The organism is Butyrivibrio sp. INlla16 (genome assembly GCF_900104155.1).
In the GTDB taxonomy this organism is placed as follows: Bacteria; Bacillota; Clostridia; order Lachnospirales; family Lachnospiraceae; genus Butyrivibrio.
On record NZ_FMYB01000009.1, the window covers coordinates 13,706 to 31,072 of the forward strand.

General features: G+C 43.9%; 17 protein-coding genes. 1 reads left to right on the forward strand and 16 read right to left on the reverse strand.

What is annotated here, in order from left to right; genetic code table 11:
• Positions 1–269 precede the first annotated feature (269 nt).
• The 10 genes from BLR42_RS06105 to BLR42_RS06150 form a co-directional block, all read right to left on the reverse strand.
• Positions 270–1,124, reverse strand: a complete 855-nt coding sequence (locus BLR42_RS06105; protein WP_091867501.1) for a hypothetical protein — start codon at positions 1,122–1,124, stop codon at positions 270–272.
• A gap of 798 nt (positions 1,125–1,922) precedes the next feature.
• On the reverse strand, positions 1,923–3,029 hold the full coding sequence (locus BLR42_RS06110; RefSeq protein ID WP_091867502.1) for a hypothetical protein: 1,107 nt from the start codon (positions 3,027–3,029) through the stop codon (positions 1,923–1,925).
• Positions 3,030–3,133: 104 nt separating this feature from the next.
• Positions 3,134–4,018 (reverse strand): DUF6033 family protein, encoded by an 885-nt coding sequence (locus tag BLR42_RS06115; RefSeq protein WP_091867503.1) that lies wholly within the window; start codon positions 4,016–4,018, stop codon positions 3,134–3,136.
• Positions 4,019–4,178: 160 nt separating this feature from the next.
• Entirely contained in the window at positions 4,179–4,619 is a 441-nt protein-coding gene (locus BLR42_RS06120; RefSeq protein WP_091867505.1) for a GNAT family N-acetyltransferase, read from the reverse strand.
• 14 nt (positions 4,620–4,633) lie between these two features.
• On the reverse strand, positions 4,634–5,362 hold the full coding sequence (locus BLR42_RS06125; RefSeq protein ID WP_091867507.1) for a GH25 family lysozyme: 729 nt from the start codon (positions 5,360–5,362) through the stop codon (positions 4,634–4,636).
• Between the two features lie 22 nt (positions 5,363–5,384).
• Complete coding sequence (locus tag BLR42_RS23515) at positions 5,385–5,870, reverse strand: hypothetical protein (RefSeq protein WP_242879230.1); 486 nt, start codon at positions 5,868–5,870, stop codon at positions 5,385–5,387.
• Between the two features lie 12 nt (positions 5,871–5,882).
• Positions 5,883–7,145, reverse strand: a complete 1,263-nt coding sequence (locus BLR42_RS06135; RefSeq protein ID WP_091867511.1) for a Y-family DNA polymerase — start codon at positions 7,143–7,145, stop codon at positions 5,883–5,885.
• A gap of 129 nt (positions 7,146–7,274) precedes the next feature.
• The gene (gene ilvD / locus BLR42_RS06140; RefSeq protein WP_091867512.1) at positions 7,275–9,023 is read right to left on the reverse strand and encodes a dihydroxy-acid dehydratase; all 1,749 of its coding nucleotides are present in this window, start codon (positions 9,021–9,023) and stop codon (positions 7,275–7,277) included.
• Positions 9,024–9,076: 53 nt separating this feature from the next.
• Positions 9,077–9,442 carry an ACT domain-containing protein gene (locus BLR42_RS06145; protein WP_091820870.1) on the reverse strand — a complete coding sequence of 122 codons (366 nt, stop codon included), beginning with the start codon at positions 9,440–9,442 and terminating at the stop codon, positions 9,077–9,079.
• Between the two features lie 44 nt (positions 9,443–9,486).
• Complete coding sequence (locus BLR42_RS06150; protein WP_091867513.1) at positions 9,487–10,548, reverse strand: SGNH/GDSL hydrolase family protein; 1,062 nt, start codon at positions 10,546–10,548, stop codon at positions 9,487–9,489.
• A 175-nt stretch (positions 10,549–10,723) separates the two neighbouring features.
• Between BLR42_RS06150 and BLR42_RS06155 the strand changes: the two genes are divergently transcribed.
• The gene (locus BLR42_RS06155) at positions 10,724–11,857 is read left to right on the forward strand and encodes an alpha/beta hydrolase (protein WP_091867514.1); all 1,134 of its coding nucleotides are present in this window, start codon (positions 10,724–10,726) and stop codon (positions 11,855–11,857) included.
• Between the two features lie 47 nt (positions 11,858–11,904).
• Here BLR42_RS06155 and BLR42_RS06160 read toward each other — a convergent pair whose 3' ends face one another.
• The 6 genes from BLR42_RS06160 to BLR42_RS06185 form a co-directional block, all read right to left on the reverse strand.
• The gene (locus tag BLR42_RS06160) at positions 11,905–12,516 is read right to left on the reverse strand and encodes a hypothetical protein (RefSeq protein WP_091867515.1); all 612 of its coding nucleotides are present in this window, start codon (positions 12,514–12,516) and stop codon (positions 11,905–11,907) included.
• Between the two features lie 77 nt (positions 12,517–12,593).
• Positions 12,594–13,835: an L-lactate MFS transporter gene (locus tag BLR42_RS06165; RefSeq protein WP_091867516.1), complete on the reverse strand. Its 1,242-nt coding sequence runs from the start codon at positions 13,833–13,835 to the stop codon at positions 12,594–12,596.
• 25 nt (positions 13,836–13,860) lie between these two features.
• Positions 13,861–14,643, reverse strand: a complete 783-nt coding sequence (locus BLR42_RS06170) for an MBL fold metallo-hydrolase (RefSeq protein ID WP_091867518.1) — start codon at positions 14,641–14,643, stop codon at positions 13,861–13,863.
• Positions 14,640–15,146: a DUF1097 domain-containing protein gene (locus BLR42_RS06175; RefSeq protein ID WP_091867520.1), complete on the reverse strand. Its 507-nt coding sequence runs from the start codon at positions 15,144–15,146 to the stop codon at positions 14,640–14,642. The genes BLR42_RS06170 and BLR42_RS06175 overlap by 4 nt, the downstream gene beginning before the upstream one ends.
• An 84-nt stretch (positions 15,147–15,230) precedes the next feature.
• Positions 15,231–16,343, reverse strand: a complete 1,113-nt coding sequence (buk, locus tag BLR42_RS06180; RefSeq protein WP_091867522.1) for a butyrate kinase — start codon at positions 16,341–16,343, stop codon at positions 15,231–15,233.
• On the reverse strand, positions 16,340–17,347 hold the full coding sequence (locus tag BLR42_RS06185; protein ID WP_091820862.1) for a phosphate acyltransferase: 1,008 nt from the start codon (positions 17,345–17,347) through the stop codon (positions 16,340–16,342). Before BLR42_RS06185 ends, buk begins: the two co-directional genes overlap by 4 nt.
• Between the last annotated feature and the right edge of the window lie 20 nt (positions 17,348–17,367).

Sequence of the window (17,367 nt, forward strand, 5' to 3'; positions counted from 1 at the left end):
TGCTTTTTGTATTATCAATTGTAAGTTAGTTTCCGCCACCTCGTTATTTTGCTTCTTGATGGTATGACTGTAACATAGCCTGAAAATACCAACAATGATTTATGTCTATTCGGTTATTTTTGATGTCTAAGTGGTATTTCTCAAAAGACAAAAAGTTTCCTCATAATAGGATTGACCATTACTATTCTTAAGCAATAATAAAACGAGAGCAAATTTCAATAATGAATTGAAACTGCTCTTGGCTTGCTTTGCACAAATGCAATATTGCGTTAATTGAACTGTATTCCCGGACCGAAGACAAAAATATCTATAGCCATCAAAATAATTCCAACTGCAATTAATACGAAGTTCGGCTTCTTGGGGAGGGCATATAGAAAGCGGCTCTCTTTAGGCTGATTTACTTTCATAACACCGGTAAACATGAACCCCCAGAAAAATGGTATCCACATGAAGTTAAAAAGTATCATACTTCCAATAGATAAGCCACCGCTTTTATAATGTGGGCCTATCAGCGTATTAAGTACTCCAATAGCCATACCTAATATGAACACCAAAAGATGTAGCTTAAAGGCAACAGACTTTTTCACTTTTTTATCTGTGGGATCCTCTATGAAATAGTAAGACATATGATTCAGTAAAAAGAATGAAACTACGATTCCAGTAGAACCAAGGATTGACAATACTATACGCAAGGTACTTACAAGGCCTGGTAAATCAGCTAAATATGAGAATACATTACTCCAGTCACCAGCGCCAAAGAAACCTCCTATCAGAAAGTATCCAAAACCCTGGCAAAGATGAGCTCCCATCAGCTGAGTAAGGAAAAGACGAAGTGCTGATCCCATTGAGCATTTGAGCAGTATTATTGCCAGAATAACAGCAATGATAGCATTGAGAATTGAAGCACTTCCCCCGGTAACCATAATACGGTTAAGAGGCGATAGTGCTTCATAGTTAATGATATCAGCTGGCAGAACTGCCGTGGCTGAATATATAACGACTTTATCACCATACGCCAGTGATGTAAGAGCATGGAATAGCTCGTGGACAGGTACAGTGAAGAAAATGGCCAACAGGCTTGATCCGATACAGTTTAACAATGAAAAATCTTTTTTACCGTTCATGCATATACCTCCGTTCCTTTAATTCTACTATATTGCGTCATTTGATAATCTTAAAAATGTATAAAAAATAGTTGCGGAAGAGATTATCTTTCGCAACCAACCGTTACACATAAGGAAATGATATATATTTTCAATAATATATGTGAAATAGTAAACGCGACCTTTTTGTTCCCGTAGGGGCATAAAAGTCGCGTTAAGTTTTTCAAAAGGGAGATATAAGCCTAGAAAAGTACTGTTATTTTCTGAGTCTATGAATTTTTTCTTAGTTTTAGATGAACAGGTCTTCAAGCGTTAATACATTGGTAAATATCCCACTATAGGGATTTCTTTTTAATCCATAAGTTGTTATAAGAGTGTTCCTCACAACCTTTTTTTTGGAAATCCTTTCCAGGATAAGCCTGTCCCTGGTCCGCATCTTTTCCTCATAATTGTTGTCAACAGCAAACTCACCGCTTTTAATCTTCCTATCATGTTTAATTGTCCTATTTGATAATGTTTTTGTCGTTACAGGACAAATATAACACATTTATATCATTATAATTGTCCTATATTCATATTTTTATGGTTTGATAGGACAACTATGATATGTATAGCAATAGATCCACTTCTATATTTTTGTCTATAATCTGTTCAAGGCGGTCATATTGTAGGAATAGGAATCGGTACAATTCTCGCCATGGTAGATGTCGGAAGAGTAATAGCCGCATAAAACTTCAGAAAAATCTCATAAACTGAATATACTTCTGATTGTCTTCTGATTCGTTTTTAACTGGTTATTTTCGTATAATCCACTACATATCAGATTGAAACATCAATCGAACCCCCATCTGAAACCGGAGCTGCCATTGCCGGCATTGATACGGTTACTCCCTGCACTGCCGGGCTTCCAACCGCTCCAGAAGCTGACTGTCCACCTCCCATACCGGGAATACTCCCTGCTTTTCCAAGCTCATGCTTGATCATATCTTTAAGGTATTCCATATTTGCTTTTACAATAGCCTTGTTTTCCGAAGCCCTATGCTTCCGCTTTAGATCCTCAAAATCCTCTTTGCTCATATGCGGATCTACCACTTCCATATCTTCAAGCATCTCCATGGTTTCTTCCAACTCTTCCAGTTCTTCTTCGCCAAATTCAGAGATCATCTTGTTTAGGTCTGCCATCATTTCATCCGAAACATCAGCCCCGCTTTCTTCGATTTGTTCTAGAGCTTCCTCCAGCATCTCCTCGCGCTCATCGAAGATTTGGTCTTCTTTCTCAGTGATCTTTTCTTCCTCTGCCTGTGTTATGGCACTCTGAATACCCCGAACAGCATCTTCCTGTTCGTCAAGGCGCTCATCCTGCTTCTGAGCACGAGCCACCATTTCTTCCAGCTCCAGATGATGTTTCTTTTTCCTTGCCACCATTTCCATGCGCTTTGCATGGGTTAAAGCAAACTGTAGTTCCTCAGGATCACCATCCCCCGCAGAAATCTTTCTCTTTATCTGCGTCACAGCTCTTTTTGCTGCCAGTACTGCCTGCCCGGCACTGTTTGATGTCTTGGCACTCTGTATTTTGGATGCAACCTCTTTATAATTATAGGTCGGCTTAGGCGCTGTCTCTTCCTCTGCTGCATCCGGGGAACCGGATGATGTCAGAAAATCATTTATTTTTTTATTATTCTGATCTTGCTGAGAATCCTGCTTCAGTGAGCGTATCATCTGCCGCATCTGCTGTGATAATCCTTTTCGATCATTAACCTCATTGTCTGTTCTTCTGTCAAAGCTTGATACAAAAGGATTTACCGGCATCTTTCCCATAATTGTATTCTTCATGGCTCCGTCAGTCTTCTGAGCATAGAGATTCCCCTGGGCATTCTTCATGTACTGTGAACTATATAGATTATTCGTGATAAATGATATATTCATGCCGTACCTCATAACATGTAGGAATCGTATTTATACGATTCCTCTCGCGCCAGCCGCACGCTGCATAGCAGCAATTTCCACTGTGCGGCTGTGTGCATAAAACATCAGCCTCTGAAATCTATCTTTGTTCCTACCATCTGCTCTGACTGCGTCATAACTTTTCCGGATGCATTATTATATGAGTATTTCTGCACCTTGGAGAGAAGTTCATCCATGGAATCTGCTTCGAATGTTACATATTCCTCGACATCTGTAATTTCAGTATCTTCTTTATCCGGATCTTCCTTTTCAGCTTTTTTATCTCTGGCTTTTTGGATACGTTCCTCCTGCGCCTTCTTTTCCGCTTTCTTCTTCTCCTGAAGTTTCTGAGCCTTCTTCTCTGCTGCTTTCTTTTCTGTACGCTTTTTCTGAAGATCTGAAGATTTATTTACAGTGGCAAAGAAACTCTCCTTACCATTAGAATCAACACTCATCCCAAAATTCTTAACACTTGCGCCGCTGCTGGCAAGTCCCATCTTAGCCTCTGACATCTTTGTCTGTGCCATGGCAATGATTCCCTCATATTTTTTGCGATATGATTCATCCATCGCCATCCGCTCAAGCTTCTCTTCATCTATAAGGACTACCATTTTGTTGGCATTGCCATAGGAGGCAGCATTCTGCTGGACCTGTGCTTTCATATCCTTGCTGACAGCAATGAACTCCATATTATGATATTTTGATTTCAGCGAATTATAGTAGTCCTTTGCCTTATCGGAAAGCTGCACATCTCCAATAGTCATCCCATATTCAGTTTTTCTGGGCACAAGCGAACTAGTGGTGTCTATGGGACTCCACGTCTTTGTTTCTACTTTTGCCTGCTGAGAATTTTTTGCTGAACCAGCCTGATCTGCCTTACATTTATCAGAAGTCTTAGATACTCCTGATTTCTCGTTATAGACACTCTGATTTATTTGCTGATATGCGGAAATACCATTAATTCCTGTCATACTGATCTACCTCCTTGTAAAAAAGCCGACATCCATTTCATTCATATATCTAAAAACGCATAGTAAGACACTTATCCATTTCTTATATATTTTTTATCGTCTTAACTACTGACAAAATACACCCATGAAATATTAAAAAAGTATAAAGTCCTTGACCGGTTCATCTCTCCAACATCACGATATATTCCGGTGTTCCTTCCTCTGGTTGTCTCTTCCCGTTGAGCTTAAACCCATGAGCCTCATAAAAATGTATGGCGTCTTCGTTCTTCTCTAGCGTCCACAGGAATCTGCTATCTTGTTTTTCTTTTGCAAATTCTACCAGCTTAGAGCCGATGCCCTGCTCCCAAAAGAAGTAATCCACGTATAATTCAACGATCTCTTTTCCTTCCAGATGGATCATTCCTTTAACTATGCCATCATCATATACCCAGACTTTATCCAGTAGTTCAGGAGCTTTGAATTCATCAGCAACCCTGACTACTTGCAACTCGTTAAAAGAGTAATCGTCATTATGAAAGATTGATCTGTACTTTATTCTCTTTGTAAACACCAGGATTTCGGCAATCCTGGATAAATCCCTGAGTTCTGCTTTCCTTATCACGTTTCTATGTCCCCTTACCGATAGGTTACCTGGTCAATATCCATTTTCAATTGAGCATCTGATGTCATGACATCAATATCGACATATCTTCCAAGCTCTACGGCATCGCCGAGGTCGAGCTTCTCGGAATACTGCCAGATTACAAAGTCCTGCACCGGAAAAAAGAATGTATTCCTGATCCACAGCGGATTTTCTCCGATCTCTCCTCTTAAATACTTGAAATAGAAAGTCTGCGTGGTGTAAATAACAGGCTTTGTTCCATACTCCTCTTCCATGAGTGCGGAGAGTTCTTTTAGCTTTGATATAACCAGCTTTTTCCGGGGCGGATTCTTTCGCATGTCGCCGTACCACTCTACATCGATAGTGGGGATCAGCTCCATTTTATATTCCTTTACAGCTTCTCTGAAGTTGTCCATCTGCGTCTCGGCTGAGCTTTCAAGACTCAGGAAATGGTAAAATCCGTAGTTGATATCTGTCTTAGAGACGCCCTCATAATTGTCTGCCAGTTTTTCATCCACATAGCCGCTTCCCTCGGTCGCCTTTATATAAGCAAAAGAGATACCATGCTCAGAAACTTTGGGCCAGTCAATATTCCCCTGATGATGTGATACATCTATTCCCTTTATTGAATATCTTTTTGAAGCTACGGGGGCAGATACCGCTATCATAAAGCAGATCAGTGCTGCAAAAATCAAGGTCCCCACTACCAATGATGTCTTTCGTGATATTTTCATGTATGCCATACCTTTCTACCTGATCCTATTATTATACAGCTAATCGCCATTTAGTATTGGATTTTGGATCATAGTAGAGTCGTATTACTCTTTTCATATTCATAACAACAATCAGACACTCAAAAACGAAGGTGTAATCACCAACAAAAATACCATCTTCCGTTGTGTGCGTGCCCTTTTTCTCGCTCTCTCTGTAAGCCTTTATAGTATAAGTCTCATATTCCCCATCATCATTCATAAAGCGCAGACGCAGCGGAATGATGCTTCCATCCGCCTTGTGTTCGCTGATAACATCCACTTCATCAATGACCCTGCTCATAACAAAATCTCCTGAATCTATATCCATCAAATCATCAATAGGATTATCCCCGTCAGCTATATTTTCCCTTTTAATCAGGTCTCTGTTCTTATAAGGGATGCCTTCCGGGATCAGACGCTCTTTTTCCCTCAGTGCCTCCTCAAAGCCCTTAAGCGCCGAAAAGGGCATGAACTGGCTTGCCCTGTCTGCTCTTGGCATAAAACGCGCCTCCTACTTTTTGTGTCCGCCTATCTGGGCGTTTCTGGCTATGGAATTACCGGCTTCATATAGGTCCATCCCCTTTAAGACGGCATTTTTCCCATAGCGGGACTTTATCCGGTTCACCGACCTGGTCACCTTCCTGTCCTTCTCCATCACTTCGGGATCAACAAAAAAACTGTACTGCTCAAAGCATTCGTCGAGTATGGAATTGGCGCTTAGAATGACTCTCCTTATCGGTATCATCCTGTTGGTGGTCTTGTAATACAGCCTGACATAAGCATCCTTAAGTATCCGGTAGGAATTGGTCGTAACCTGCAGAGTCATATTCCCGCCGGTAGATGGATACGTTCCTGCGCTGTAGCCAATATAAAGCGAGACATTATTACTGACCACATGCGCCGCAACCATATCAAGTGAGAGCTCGTCCACCATCTCCTTCACTATGATCACGGCTTCATCAAAACTGTAATCCCTCATCAGTACCTGCCCGCAGGAAAGAGATTTAGAGCGGGTTCTGTAGTTTTTGATGTCCTTCATGGTACAGGATTCCCGTCCCCAGGCATGGTCTATGATGTACTCCGCAAGAACTCCGAACTGTTTATACAACAAATTTTCCGGATAAACCGCGATATCTCCCTGAGTGTACATACCAAGCGAGTTTAGCCTTCGCGCTGTTCCGGGGCCGATGCGCCAAAAATCGGTGAGCGGCCTATGTGTCCAGAGCCTCTGTCTGTAGGATTCCTCGTTGAGCTCCGCTATGAAGTCCGGAGAATGCTTCGCCAGTATATCAAGGGCCACCTTGGCAAGATACAAATTAGTACCGATGCCACAGGTAGCCCTTAGTCCCAGCTGTTCTCTTATGTCGTTCATGATGCTCAGTGCCAGGTCATGGGGCGATAGTCCGTAAAGCTCCAGATAGGCAGTCACATCCAGAAAAGATTCGTCGATTGAGTAAACATGTATATCTTCCTTGGCGACATAGCTCAGATATATCCCATAAATATCCGCGGATACATCTATATATCTCTGCATCCTGGGAGGCGCTACGATATATTCCAAATTCTTGGGAATCTCATATATCCTGCAGCGGTTCTTAATTCCAAGGGCCTTCATGGCGGGCGTGATGGCCAGACAGATAGTCCCCTTGCTGCGCTCCTTATCAGCAACAACAAGAAGAGCCGTCATGGGATCAAGCCCCCTGTCCACGCACTCCACACTGGCATAGAAGCTCTTTAAATCAATTATGAAATATGTTCTCTGCTCTCTATCCATAGGCATACCTTTTTAAAATATCGAATGTATGTTCCGAACTTTTGTTCATTAATAGTATACCCATCGAACGAATGTTTCAAGCGAACAAAATATTAATTTTTGATGAACAGATTTTTTATGCGGAAGTCACTAATCCATGTCAAGATATGCGCCCTTCATCGGACTTACCACATGCTCTCTGAAAAGTCTCAGCACACCTTTTTGGTATTTACCGCTGCGCGGTTTCCAGTTTTCCTTTCTGTTCTGAAGGATTCTGTCAATCTCCTCCGGAGACCTCCTTTCGCCTTTTATTCCAATTATATTAAGTTTCCTCTCTCTGACATCAAGCTCAATAAGATCGCCCTCTTCAACCAGCGCTATAGGCCCTCCCGAAGCGGCTTCCGGAGAACAGTGCCCTATCACGGGACCTGTGGAAGCACCTGAAAAGCGGCCGTCTGTAATAAGTGCAATGGATCTTCCGAGTTCCTTGTCCGAGCTTATGGCTTCCGAAGTGTAAAACATCTCCGGCATTCCGCTGCCCTTGGGCCCCTCATACCTTATAAAAACCGCATCATTTTTCTGAACCTTGTGGTGAAGAACAGCCTCAAGGCACTCTTCCTCCGAGTCAAAGGGGCGGGCATACAAAACGGCCTTCATCATCTCCTCCGGGCAGGCTGTATGCTTAATTACAGCTCCCTCCGGCGCAAGATTGCCTTTTAATACCGCTATGCTTCCGTCAGTGCCAATGGCATTGTCATAAGATCTGATAATATCCTGTCTTGTAGCCTGCACATTATAACGGCGGTTAAACTCCGAAAGGCCGCGCTCGCACTTTTCATAATATCCGTTATTTTTTAACTCCTTCAGATTCTCGCCAAGAGTTTTCCCTGTAACGGTCATAGCATCAAGGTGAAGATAGTCTTTTATCTCCTCCATTATTGCAGGAACACCTCCCGCATAGAAAAAGCATTCTGCAGGCCATTTTCCGGCAGGTCTGATATCAAGAAGATAGTGGGCTCCCCTATGAAGACAGTCAAAGGTGTCCCCGTCTATCTCTATTCCTATCTCGTGCGCTATTGCGGGAAGATGCATGAGACAGTTCGTGGAGCCTGAAATTGCAGCGTGTACAAGGATCGCATTTTCAAAACTATCCAGAGAAAGAAGCTTCGAAGGTCGCATATCTTCGCTACCCGCCATCTCTGCCGCTCTCATTCCGGATCTGTAGGCGCAGTCACGTATCTCTTCGCCCGAAGCAGGTAGAAGCGCGCTTCCGGGAAGTGCAAGTCCCAGAGCCTCCGCCATTATCTGCATGGTAGATGCTGTACCGATAAATGAGCAAGCGCCGCATCCCGGGCAGGCATTGGCCTTTGCCCAGTTAAGCTTATCCTCTCCGATTTCTCCTCTCTCATACTTCGCGCTGTACATGCCAAGCTGCTCCAGTGTCAGCATTTCCGGCCCTGCCTTCATAACGCCTCCGGGCACAAAAACAGAGGGAATGTCGACGCGCAGCATTCCCATCAGATTCCCGGGAACCGATTTATCACAGCTTGCAAGATAAACACCTGCATCAAAAGGTGTCGCATTTGCCTGGATTTCAATCATTCCCGCCATCATTTCACGGCTCGCGAGGCTATAGTTTATTCCGTCTGTACCCTGGCTTTCCCCGTCGCACATATCAGTGCAGAAATATCTTGCGCCATGGCCGCCTTTCTCGGATATTCCTCTAAGGACTTCCTCCATAAGCGCCTTCAGATGGACGCTTCCCGGATGGCTGTCACCATAGCTGCTCTCAACAAAAATCTGAGGCTTGGAGAGATCCTCGTTCTTCCATCCCGTCCCAATCCTTAGCGGATCAAGTTCAGGAGCCACTTTTCTCATCTGCTGACTTTTCAATTCCATGTCCGACCTCCGGATTTTCCGATATTCCTACGTAATTTTTGATGTAGCCCTCTTTAAATAATCCTGTAGCCTGCCTTATCAAGAACCTCCTGCGCAAGCTCGAAATTCTCGGCCTTAACCAGAATATAATCCGTATTAAAAGTCGAAACAGCGAAGATTCCTATATTGTTCTTGGCCAATACCTTGGATATCCCCGAGAGAATTCCTATGAGTGAAAAATCGAGTTCTCCCTGTATTCTGAAGCACTTCCAGCCATCGTTTCGTTCCACCGTATTTTCGGGAACCGTCTCGGTCCGGCACACGAGAGAAATCTCCTCATCCGTTTTTCCCACGAAGCAAAAGTCCTGCTGTAAATCTATCTCAGAAATATCCTTAACCTTGCATACTGTAAAATCATATGGTAACCGCAATAATTTCATAATTACACCAACCTTTCCTTCACAAGATATTTATCTTCGTCATATTACAAATTGCTGACAATATAGTTCCAGATTGCCGTTGTGGGCTTGGGATTGTAATGTATTCCGTCGGGCGATATCTCTACGTTGTTCTTAACATAGGAATATACGTCTATCACCTTCACTCCGTGAGCACTTGCCCATCCGGTGACGCTCTGGTTAAAGGCGATCATTTTTTCATTTGGATAGTTTGCGACATCGAATTCGCCGCTGAGGGATTCATCCGCAGTAGGGCCTACTGTACAGATAACAACCGTTTTTCCCTGGCTTATCAGACTTTCGTATACAGACTCGTATAAAGCCGCATCGTTGTTATCATTGCAGCCAAGCCATGATACCAGCGTGTCAAACTCCCCTGTGCCATAGCGACCGATAACATCAGTGAGGTATGCACAGTGGCAGCCGTCTTTTGCAAAAACCCTGATTCCGCCGGCATCATAATCGTAGATTTCCTCTGCATTTCCATCAAACATATCAACTGTTCTTGAATCTCCCACAAAGAAGATTCTGCCATATCCGGTGCTCTCCTCTTTAGGAGTCTCCTCCTCGGAAGTAGCCTCGGTTGCTTCGTTTTGTGCTTCATTTTGTGCTTCATTCGCGGGAGCAGCCTCTTCCTTCTCAGAACCGGCTTCATCGCTTTCAGTCTCGTTTTCAGAAGCTGTCACAGGCTCGTCAATATCATTATCAAAATTGCTCTCAACCCCTGAAGAGCTCTGGCCGGAAGGGGTTGTCACGCCGGCTGATGACGGCGACGAATCGTCACTTATACTTTCAGGCTCGCTCATATCCGGCGCGTCACTTTCAAAGCTTGTAGACGGTGATCCGGTATCACCAAAATCATCCGCCGCACTATCACTTGAAGGAACTTCCGTAAAATCGGATGCCGGCGTACTGCTGTCGCTGCCATCGTCTGTTGCATTCATTGTCGGCGTCTCATCGGCGCTCTGATCTGAAACCGTTTCGGTCTCTGAAGGAGTGGGCAGAGCCGGCCTTTCGGTGCTTGTACTGTTTCCACAGCCTGACATGATCAGGCATGCTGCTATCAAAATAAACAATCTTTTTTTCATACCAAATGTCCTCTTCTTTTTCAAAACTTTTTAAACAGTATATCACATCGCAATATCTGCCACGATAAAGCCTATAAATGGTTAGCACTAAGCACTTACGATAAATACACTATTTATGTGTGGTACAATACTTACCATGTGAAAAAAATCAAAATAAAAATATTAGGGAGCTATCATGAAAAAGAGAATTTTAATTGGGTTATTGGCAATCAGTTTGTCTGTTCTATACGGCTGTGGCCAAAGCGCTGCAGAGAAGGAAGCCGCACCGGCTGAAGCAGCCTCGCAGGAGGCATCTTCTGCGGAAGAGACTGTATCTGAGACAGAGACAACTGCCGAAGAAAATGCTGAGGTTGCCGACGGAATCGCAGAAGCAATTGAGCAGGAAACCTCCTATACAGAGGAAGCTGACGTAGCAGATGCCGATGAGAATGCAACAAGTACTGAAGATGAGAGAATCGCAGAAGCTGAAGTCGGTGACCTTGTACTTCCCAAGTACACTGCCCTGAGAACGGATGAGGCTTCAGGTACCGTAGAACATATCTCATATCCCGCCCACGACTATGCAGGAGACGGCCATGAGATCACAAAGGAAGCAAATATCTATCTTCCTGCCAACTACAGCAGCGATAAAAAATATAATGTTCTGATTCTGCTGCACGGAATCGGCGGCAATGAAAACGAATGGGGATTGGATAAGAAAACTTCCAGAGTTAAAGCACTGATGGATAATCTTGCTTACTACGGAGACATTGATCCCTTCATAGTTGTAACACCCAATGGCAGAGCCTGTGATCTTGAAGGCGAAGGCGGTTCCGGAATAGACGGATTCTACAAATTCGGCCAGGAGCTTCGAAACGATCTGATTCCTTACATTGATTCACACTACAGCACCTATGCTGAATACAGTGAAGGTTATGATTTGTCCGAAGCAAGAGCACACAGAGCCATTGCCGGCTTATCAATGGGCGGTATGCAGACAATAAATATCGGAATAGGCGAATGCCTCGATATGTTTGGATATTTTGGAGCCTTTTCCGCAGCGCCTACCAGCAAAACTGCGGCCCAGACAGCTTCTCTTCTTAAAGACAATACTTATCCCATATACTATTTCTACAATATATGCGGATTACAGGATAGAACAGCCTATTCAAGCGCTTCAGCGGCCGCAAAATCACTGCCCGCTCTCTGCGATCAGTTTGTGGATGGTGAGAACTTCATGTGGCAAGAGCTTAACGGCGGCCACGATTTTCACATCTGGTATCTGGGCTTCTACAATTTCGCCCAGCTGGTATTTAAGGCGGAGGCTTGATTTCCCGTTAGAGCCCGCCCATGGAGCGAAAAAAATCGACTACTGATTTAGTAGTCGATAGTTACAAGCAATCCGTTACCTGATGCTTCTGAAACAGTGTACTTTTCCGGTACACTGTTTTTTAATGTGTCCGGAACAATTGCAAAGGGTTCTACTCCCAAAGCCTCTCCTTCCGTAATCTCCTCAAGTGAATACGGATCATCGGAAAGCTCAAGATCTGTCTGTATCAGATCCACAAAAGGCAGCTCATAGATCTTTTTTGCTACCGCAATAAGTTTATCAACCTTTTCACGGTCATATACTATCTTGTGGCCCTCCGCCTTTATAAGATCATCCTCGGGAACAATAATATTTATTGTAAAAATCCCCTTCTCCGGCTGATTCAGTATAAAGCTTCTGACTTCGGAAAAACCTTCCAGGACATGCACAATCTGCATATAATCATTCCCGGCGTGTTCCTTAAAAGCAAGCCGATAGTTATCTTCCAGCTTCTTCTGATTGCTATCCATGAGTTCATCATAAGGTATATCCATGAACGGCCAGTACTCGCCAAGAAGATTCAGCCCCGCCGTCGGCAAAACCTTGTAAAAGTCCCTAAGAATAGTATCGTATATATGGTCTCTGTTACATTCAGAGACCAATGAAAAATATGCCGGCATGCTTTCCCCCCGCTATGCATACAGTCTCTCTCATCAAAAGCTTCAAGATTAACTGGAATTCTTATTAAACTTTTAGCCTATTTATTCATTATACGATATATAAATGTAAGTGCAATTCCCAAAATTGATAAAATCATTGCTGCATAATAAGCTGCCACATAAGTGCCCTGCATACTGTAGATTCTGCCTATGATTATCGGCGCAAAAAATCCTGAAAATGCAAAACCAATAAACATAATTCCATAATTTACGCTTGAATACTTTGCACCGAATTTCTCGTTGGTAAAACCGGGATATATTCCCATAAACCCACCAAAACATATACCTATGATGCAAATACCCGCATAGAAAGTAAATACGCTACCCTCTCCGGTGATTATAAGCATGAAAAGTCCAACGATCGAGCAAAAAAGCAATATTGTAAGTGTATTTATCTGCCCGATAAGGTCAGAAATAAATCCTCCGAGAATTCTTCCACCTGTATTGAAAAGAGCCAGAACAGATACAACCACAGCGGCTGCCTGCGGACTCATAAGCACCTGATTCTGCGCAATCGGGGAAGCCTGCGAAATGATCATCATACCCATAAATGCGCCGCAGCACATAAGCACCATCATTACGTAGAATTCCTTGGTCTTAATCATCTCGCTCCAGGTATAATCCTTAGCTTTTGATGCTTTTGTATTATCGGAAAGAGGTGCAACATACCCTTCCGGCACAAAGCCGTCCGGACAGGGAAGAATCAGCAATGATGCAGCAAATACAATAATAACAATCGCTATTCCAAGTATCTTAAAGGTCATTGTTACATCCATTTTGGAGATGATTGCATTGGCAATGATCGGAACCAGCACTGAGCTAAGTCCGTAAGATGCAGTGGCTATACCACCGACCAGTCCCCTTTTATCCGGAAAAAACTTAACGCAGTTGCTGACTGTGCAGCCGTAGGTCATACCCATGGCAAGTCCGCAGCATATACCAAATCCGAAAATAAGTCCCGGAACAGATCCCGCAAAACCGCAGATAAGAAAGCCCAAACCAAACCAGATTCCGCCTATCATAATTACAAATCTCGGTCCGATTGTCCTTACAAGCTTTCCGCCGCCTATCATGGTTATAGGTCCAACCACATTTGCTATGGAGAATACTATGGCAAGACTACTTGCTGTTACGGCATTGTCTCCGCTAAGTCCCTGTACCGCTGAAATATGCTCCGCCATAGGAGATGCAAAAACGCTCCAGGCATACAATGCACCTATACAAAGGTTAATCAGGCAACTTGCTATTAATACCAGCCATCTCCGACTTGTTAAATTCATTTTTAATCCTCTTTTCGTCTAAAAATTACATGTGTTTTTCAACAATGAGCCCCACCGGTTCATCCCCGAGGGAATGGACGCGGAAATATCCCTCGCCGTAGGGCGGTTTAGGATAGGAATACTTATAAAATCTTTTGTTTTCGGTATCTTTCAGACACTCTGTCATCCTCTTCAAAACGTCTTTTGTAAGAAGATTCCCGTTATGTGATGAGATATAATAGTCAAAATCAAGCTCTAAAGCCTTTTTAACCGTTTGGAGCTCCTCCTCCACAGTTCCGTGATTCTTGAAAATCAGACTGATTATCGGAGAGAGCGCATCGCCGCTAAGAAGCAACTTTAATTCCGGAAGTAATATTCCAATCGAACCGTGGCTATGACCGGGAAGGTCAATGATCTCTCCGTGAATATCTCCGAGGTCAATTCGGTCAAAGTCAAGCTCTGCAATCTGCTTCCAATCCCCACAACCAAATACAATACCTTGTGTATCGTCTTGTATATTATCTTCCATCTCACTGACCCATTTATTCAGCAGTTTCTCATTATAGGTATCCAGAATATTTCTATCCTTTTTTGACAGATAAACCTTAGTGAAAAAGCGGCTTCCGCCAATATGATCAAAATGACCATGACTACAAATTACAAGGAGCGGCAGATCTGTTATCTTTCGCACTTCTGCATGGATATCATCAACTCCGCAACCTGTATCGAATAAAAGGGCTTTTTCGCTTCCGATTATAAGGCTGGTCCCGCTTTCAAACCTATCCTCAAGTATGTATATTTTTTCTGAGATTTTAGTTGTTTTTATCATTTCTTAAGTATAATACTTATCAGCTTTTTCTGGAAAGCATCCACTCCGATACCCACATAAACAACACCTGCTATCATTGCAGCCCCGATCTGGAGCGGAAGTGTACCGATATCAGCTATTGCCATGGGTCCCATTATCGTAAGACCTATTGCCCATCCGCAGAGCCATGCCGGCGTGAAGATGAACTTTGGCACGCTCTCACCGATGAGAACCGCGAGGCCACCCATCACAAACAATGTACAATACAACTCGGCATTGGGATTAAAGCTCAGCTTTTCCATTATAAAAATCGCGATAACCGCCCAAATATCGCCGCATAAGAATCCGATAGCAATTTTAAGGGCATCTGATGCCTTGTTTCCGTTCGCTACATAGAGTCCCGCACATATAAGAGCTACTGCACCGGTGGTGATACCAACCATGGGTGAGAGGACTGCCCAGATAGGCGGAAGCAGCGCTATTCCCAGCGCCAGTGTCAATTTGCTTATTGTTTTTTCGTTCATTTGTAACTCTCTTTTCGTTCTAAAATGAATCAGGCTCCGACTCCTTATTTTCATAAAGCTTCGAAGCCTAATAAAGATTATAGATTATTCAAAATCAAAGCCTGTAAAGCAGGGCTTTCCTGTATAGTGCTTAATCTCCTCTTCTCCGTTAAGAGCACGGATTGCACCTGCAGCCATAGCTTCCATCTCGAATTCTCCGGGATAAGCAAATACCGGTGCAATAAAGGAACAGGTATCTGTAATCTGTTGTACAAGATCCTTGTTATGCACCATTCCGCCTCCGAGAAGAATTCCGTCCACTTTGCCGTGAAGAACGGCTGCCATAGATCCGATGCACTTTTCGATCTGATAAATCATTGAATTCCAGACCATTTCAGCGTACTTATCACCATTCGCAGCACGGTTTGTAAGTTCAATAGCATCTGATATTCCTTCGTGACTTACAAATCCGCCGGACTTTGTAATAAGCGGCTTTACATCAGCTACGCCGAGGTTATTCTTCTTCATGTAATCAAGAAGATTGGCTACAGATATGCTTCCGCAGCGTGTAGGAGCCATCGGTCCCTCGCCGCCTACGATATCAAAACCGTCTACCATTTTTCCCTGTCTGTGCGCGGATACTGAGATTCCGCCGCCGATATGGCATACGATGTAGTTTGCTTCCTCATATTTTTTATGAAGAACGTTCTTGCTGTGGCGAATTGCTGTCTCCTTGAGGTTGAGGGAATGGAGGTGTGCGAGGCGATAAACGCCCTTGATTCCTGTCATTCTCGCAAGATCCTGATACTCATCAACATCCGGAGGATTTACTACCATCGCTTTAGCGCCGTTTTTGGATGCAAACTCATGAGCTAGCTGCGGTCCGAGTGCTGCAGGATGGATAACGCCGTTTGCCATGGTTCTGGCATGCTCCAAAATCAGATCATCCACTTCGTAGGTACCGCCCTCCATAGCAAAAAGTCCGCCGCCGCGGCCTACAAACACATCCACATCATCGATGGACTGACCTGCCTCCTTAAGGAGGTCAAGGATCATATTTCTTCTGTAGGGAAGCTGATCACTTATGGTCTCGTATTTTGCAAGCTCAGCTGCATCGTAAGATACATTCTGGGTATAGAGACACTCTTCACCCTTAAAAAGCGCGATTTTGGTGGATGTAGAGCCCGGATTTATTGTGAAAACCTTGTATTCTTTCATTTTTTCTTCTCTCCTGCCGCTCTTACTGCGCTGATTACGATATTGCCCTTGATCTCGGATACCGGTGCACTTCTGGAGCAGTCGCATACAACCTTGTTAAAGCCCTGAAGCATCGGACCGTAAGCATCCGCCTTACCGAACTGCTGAATGAGTTTAACTGCGACATTACCTACGTTAAGGTCGGGCCAGATAACAACATTTGCCTTACCTGCAACCTTGCTCTCTCTGCTTACCTTCTTCTTGGCAACATCCGGGTTGATAGCAGCATCAAGCTGGAATTCACCGTCAATTGCAAGGTCGGGACGAAGCTCGTTAGCAATTTTTACTGCCTCGGTAACCTTGTCAATCAGCTCGCCCTGGCCGCTTCCGCAGGTGGAATAGCTGACACATGCACATCTGGGCTCCCAGTCGAGAAGTGACTTAACAGTATCACAAGCTGAAATTGCAATACTTGCAAGCTGCTCGGGGTTGGGATTGGTGCACACTGCACTGTCACCGATTGCAAGAAGTGATCCCTCGCTTCCATCAAATCCCGGAATATCGCAGAGTCCGATACTTGAAACTGTTGCAAGGCCGGGCTTAATGCCGATTATCATCTGTCCTGCAAGAAGAACGTCACCTGTCGTATAGTCAATTCCCGCAAAGGTAACATCCGCTTCGCCTGCAGCCTGCATAACCATTGCAAACTGGAGCTTATCCTCCATACGACGTCTGAGTGCCTTCTCCTTAAGTCTTGTTTCGGGAAGCGCTGTGTATTTCTCAACAAGAAGAGCCTTGTATTCCTCGTTGTTTACGTCAACGATCTTGAAAGCCTCTTCCTTGTAGCCTCTCTCCTTGATAGCAGCCTTGATCTCTGCTTCATCACCCACCAGGATAGGTATGATATATCCTTCGGTGCCTGCCTCATAAGCTGCCTGCATCATCTTTTCATTAAGAGCCTCAGGGAATGCTACTCTCTGAGGATCCAATTTAGCTTTTTCAAAAATCTTATCAATTACGCTCATTTTCTACCTCTCATAAATAG

What these genes read in the sequence shown, in the direction of transcription:
- BLR42_RS06185 (WP_091820862.1), bottom strand. Translation starts at nt 17,347, where the DNA reads ATGAGCGTAATTGATAAGATTTTTGAAAAAGCTAAATTGGATCCTCAG.
- buk (WP_091867522.1), bottom strand. Translation starts at nt 16,343, where the DNA reads ATGAAAGAATACAAGGTTTTCACAATAAATCCGGGCTCTACATCCACC.
- BLR42_RS06110 (WP_091867502.1), bottom strand. Translation starts at nt 3,029, where the DNA reads ATGAATATATCATTTATCACGAATAATCTATATAGTTCACAGTACATG.
- BLR42_RS06165 (WP_091867516.1), bottom strand. Translation starts at nt 13,835, where the DNA reads ATGAATTTAACAAGTCGGAGATGGCTGGTATTAATAGCAAGTTGCCTG.
- BLR42_RS06125 (WP_091867507.1), bottom strand. Translation starts at nt 5,362, where the DNA reads ATGGCATACATGAAAATATCACGAAAGACATCATTGGTAGTGGGGACC.
- BLR42_RS06175 (WP_091867520.1), bottom strand. Translation starts at nt 15,146, where the DNA reads ATGAACGAAAAAACAATAAGCAAATTGACACTGGCGCTGGGAATAGCG.
- BLR42_RS06105 (WP_091867501.1), bottom strand. Translation starts at nt 1,124, where the DNA reads ATGAACGGTAAAAAAGATTTTTCATTGTTAAACTGTATCGGATCAAGC.
- BLR42_RS06150 (WP_091867513.1), bottom strand. Translation starts at nt 10,548, where the DNA reads ATGAAAAAAAGATTGTTTATTTTGATAGCAGCATGCCTGATCATGTCA.
- BLR42_RS06170 (WP_091867518.1), bottom strand. Translation starts at nt 14,643, where the DNA reads ATGATAAAAACAACTAAAATCTCAGAAAAAATATACATACTTGAGGAT.
- ilvD (WP_091867512.1), bottom strand. Translation starts at nt 9,023, where the DNA reads ATGGAATTGAAAAGTCAGCAGATGAGAAAAGTGGCTCCTGAACTTGAT.
- BLR42_RS06155 (WP_091867514.1), top strand. Translation starts at nt 10,724, where the DNA reads ATGAAAAAGAGAATTTTAATTGGGTTATTGGCAATCAGTTTGTCTGTT.
- BLR42_RS06145 (WP_091820870.1), bottom strand. Translation starts at nt 9,442, where the DNA reads ATGAAATTATTGCGGTTACCATATGATTTTACAGTATGCAAGGTTAAG.
- BLR42_RS23515 (WP_242879230.1), bottom strand. Translation starts at nt 5,870, where the DNA reads ATGCCAAGAGCAGACAGGGCAAGCCAGTTCATGCCCTTTTCGGCGCTT.
- BLR42_RS06135 (WP_091867511.1), bottom strand. Translation starts at nt 7,145, where the DNA reads ATGGATAGAGAGCAGAGAACATATTTCATAATTGATTTAAAGAGCTTC.
- BLR42_RS06115 (WP_091867503.1), bottom strand. Translation starts at nt 4,018, where the DNA reads ATGACAGGAATTAATGGTATTTCCGCATATCAGCAAATAAATCAGAGT.
- BLR42_RS06160 (WP_091867515.1), bottom strand. Translation starts at nt 12,516, where the DNA reads ATGCCGGCATATTTTTCATTGGTCTCTGAATGTAACAGAGACCATATA.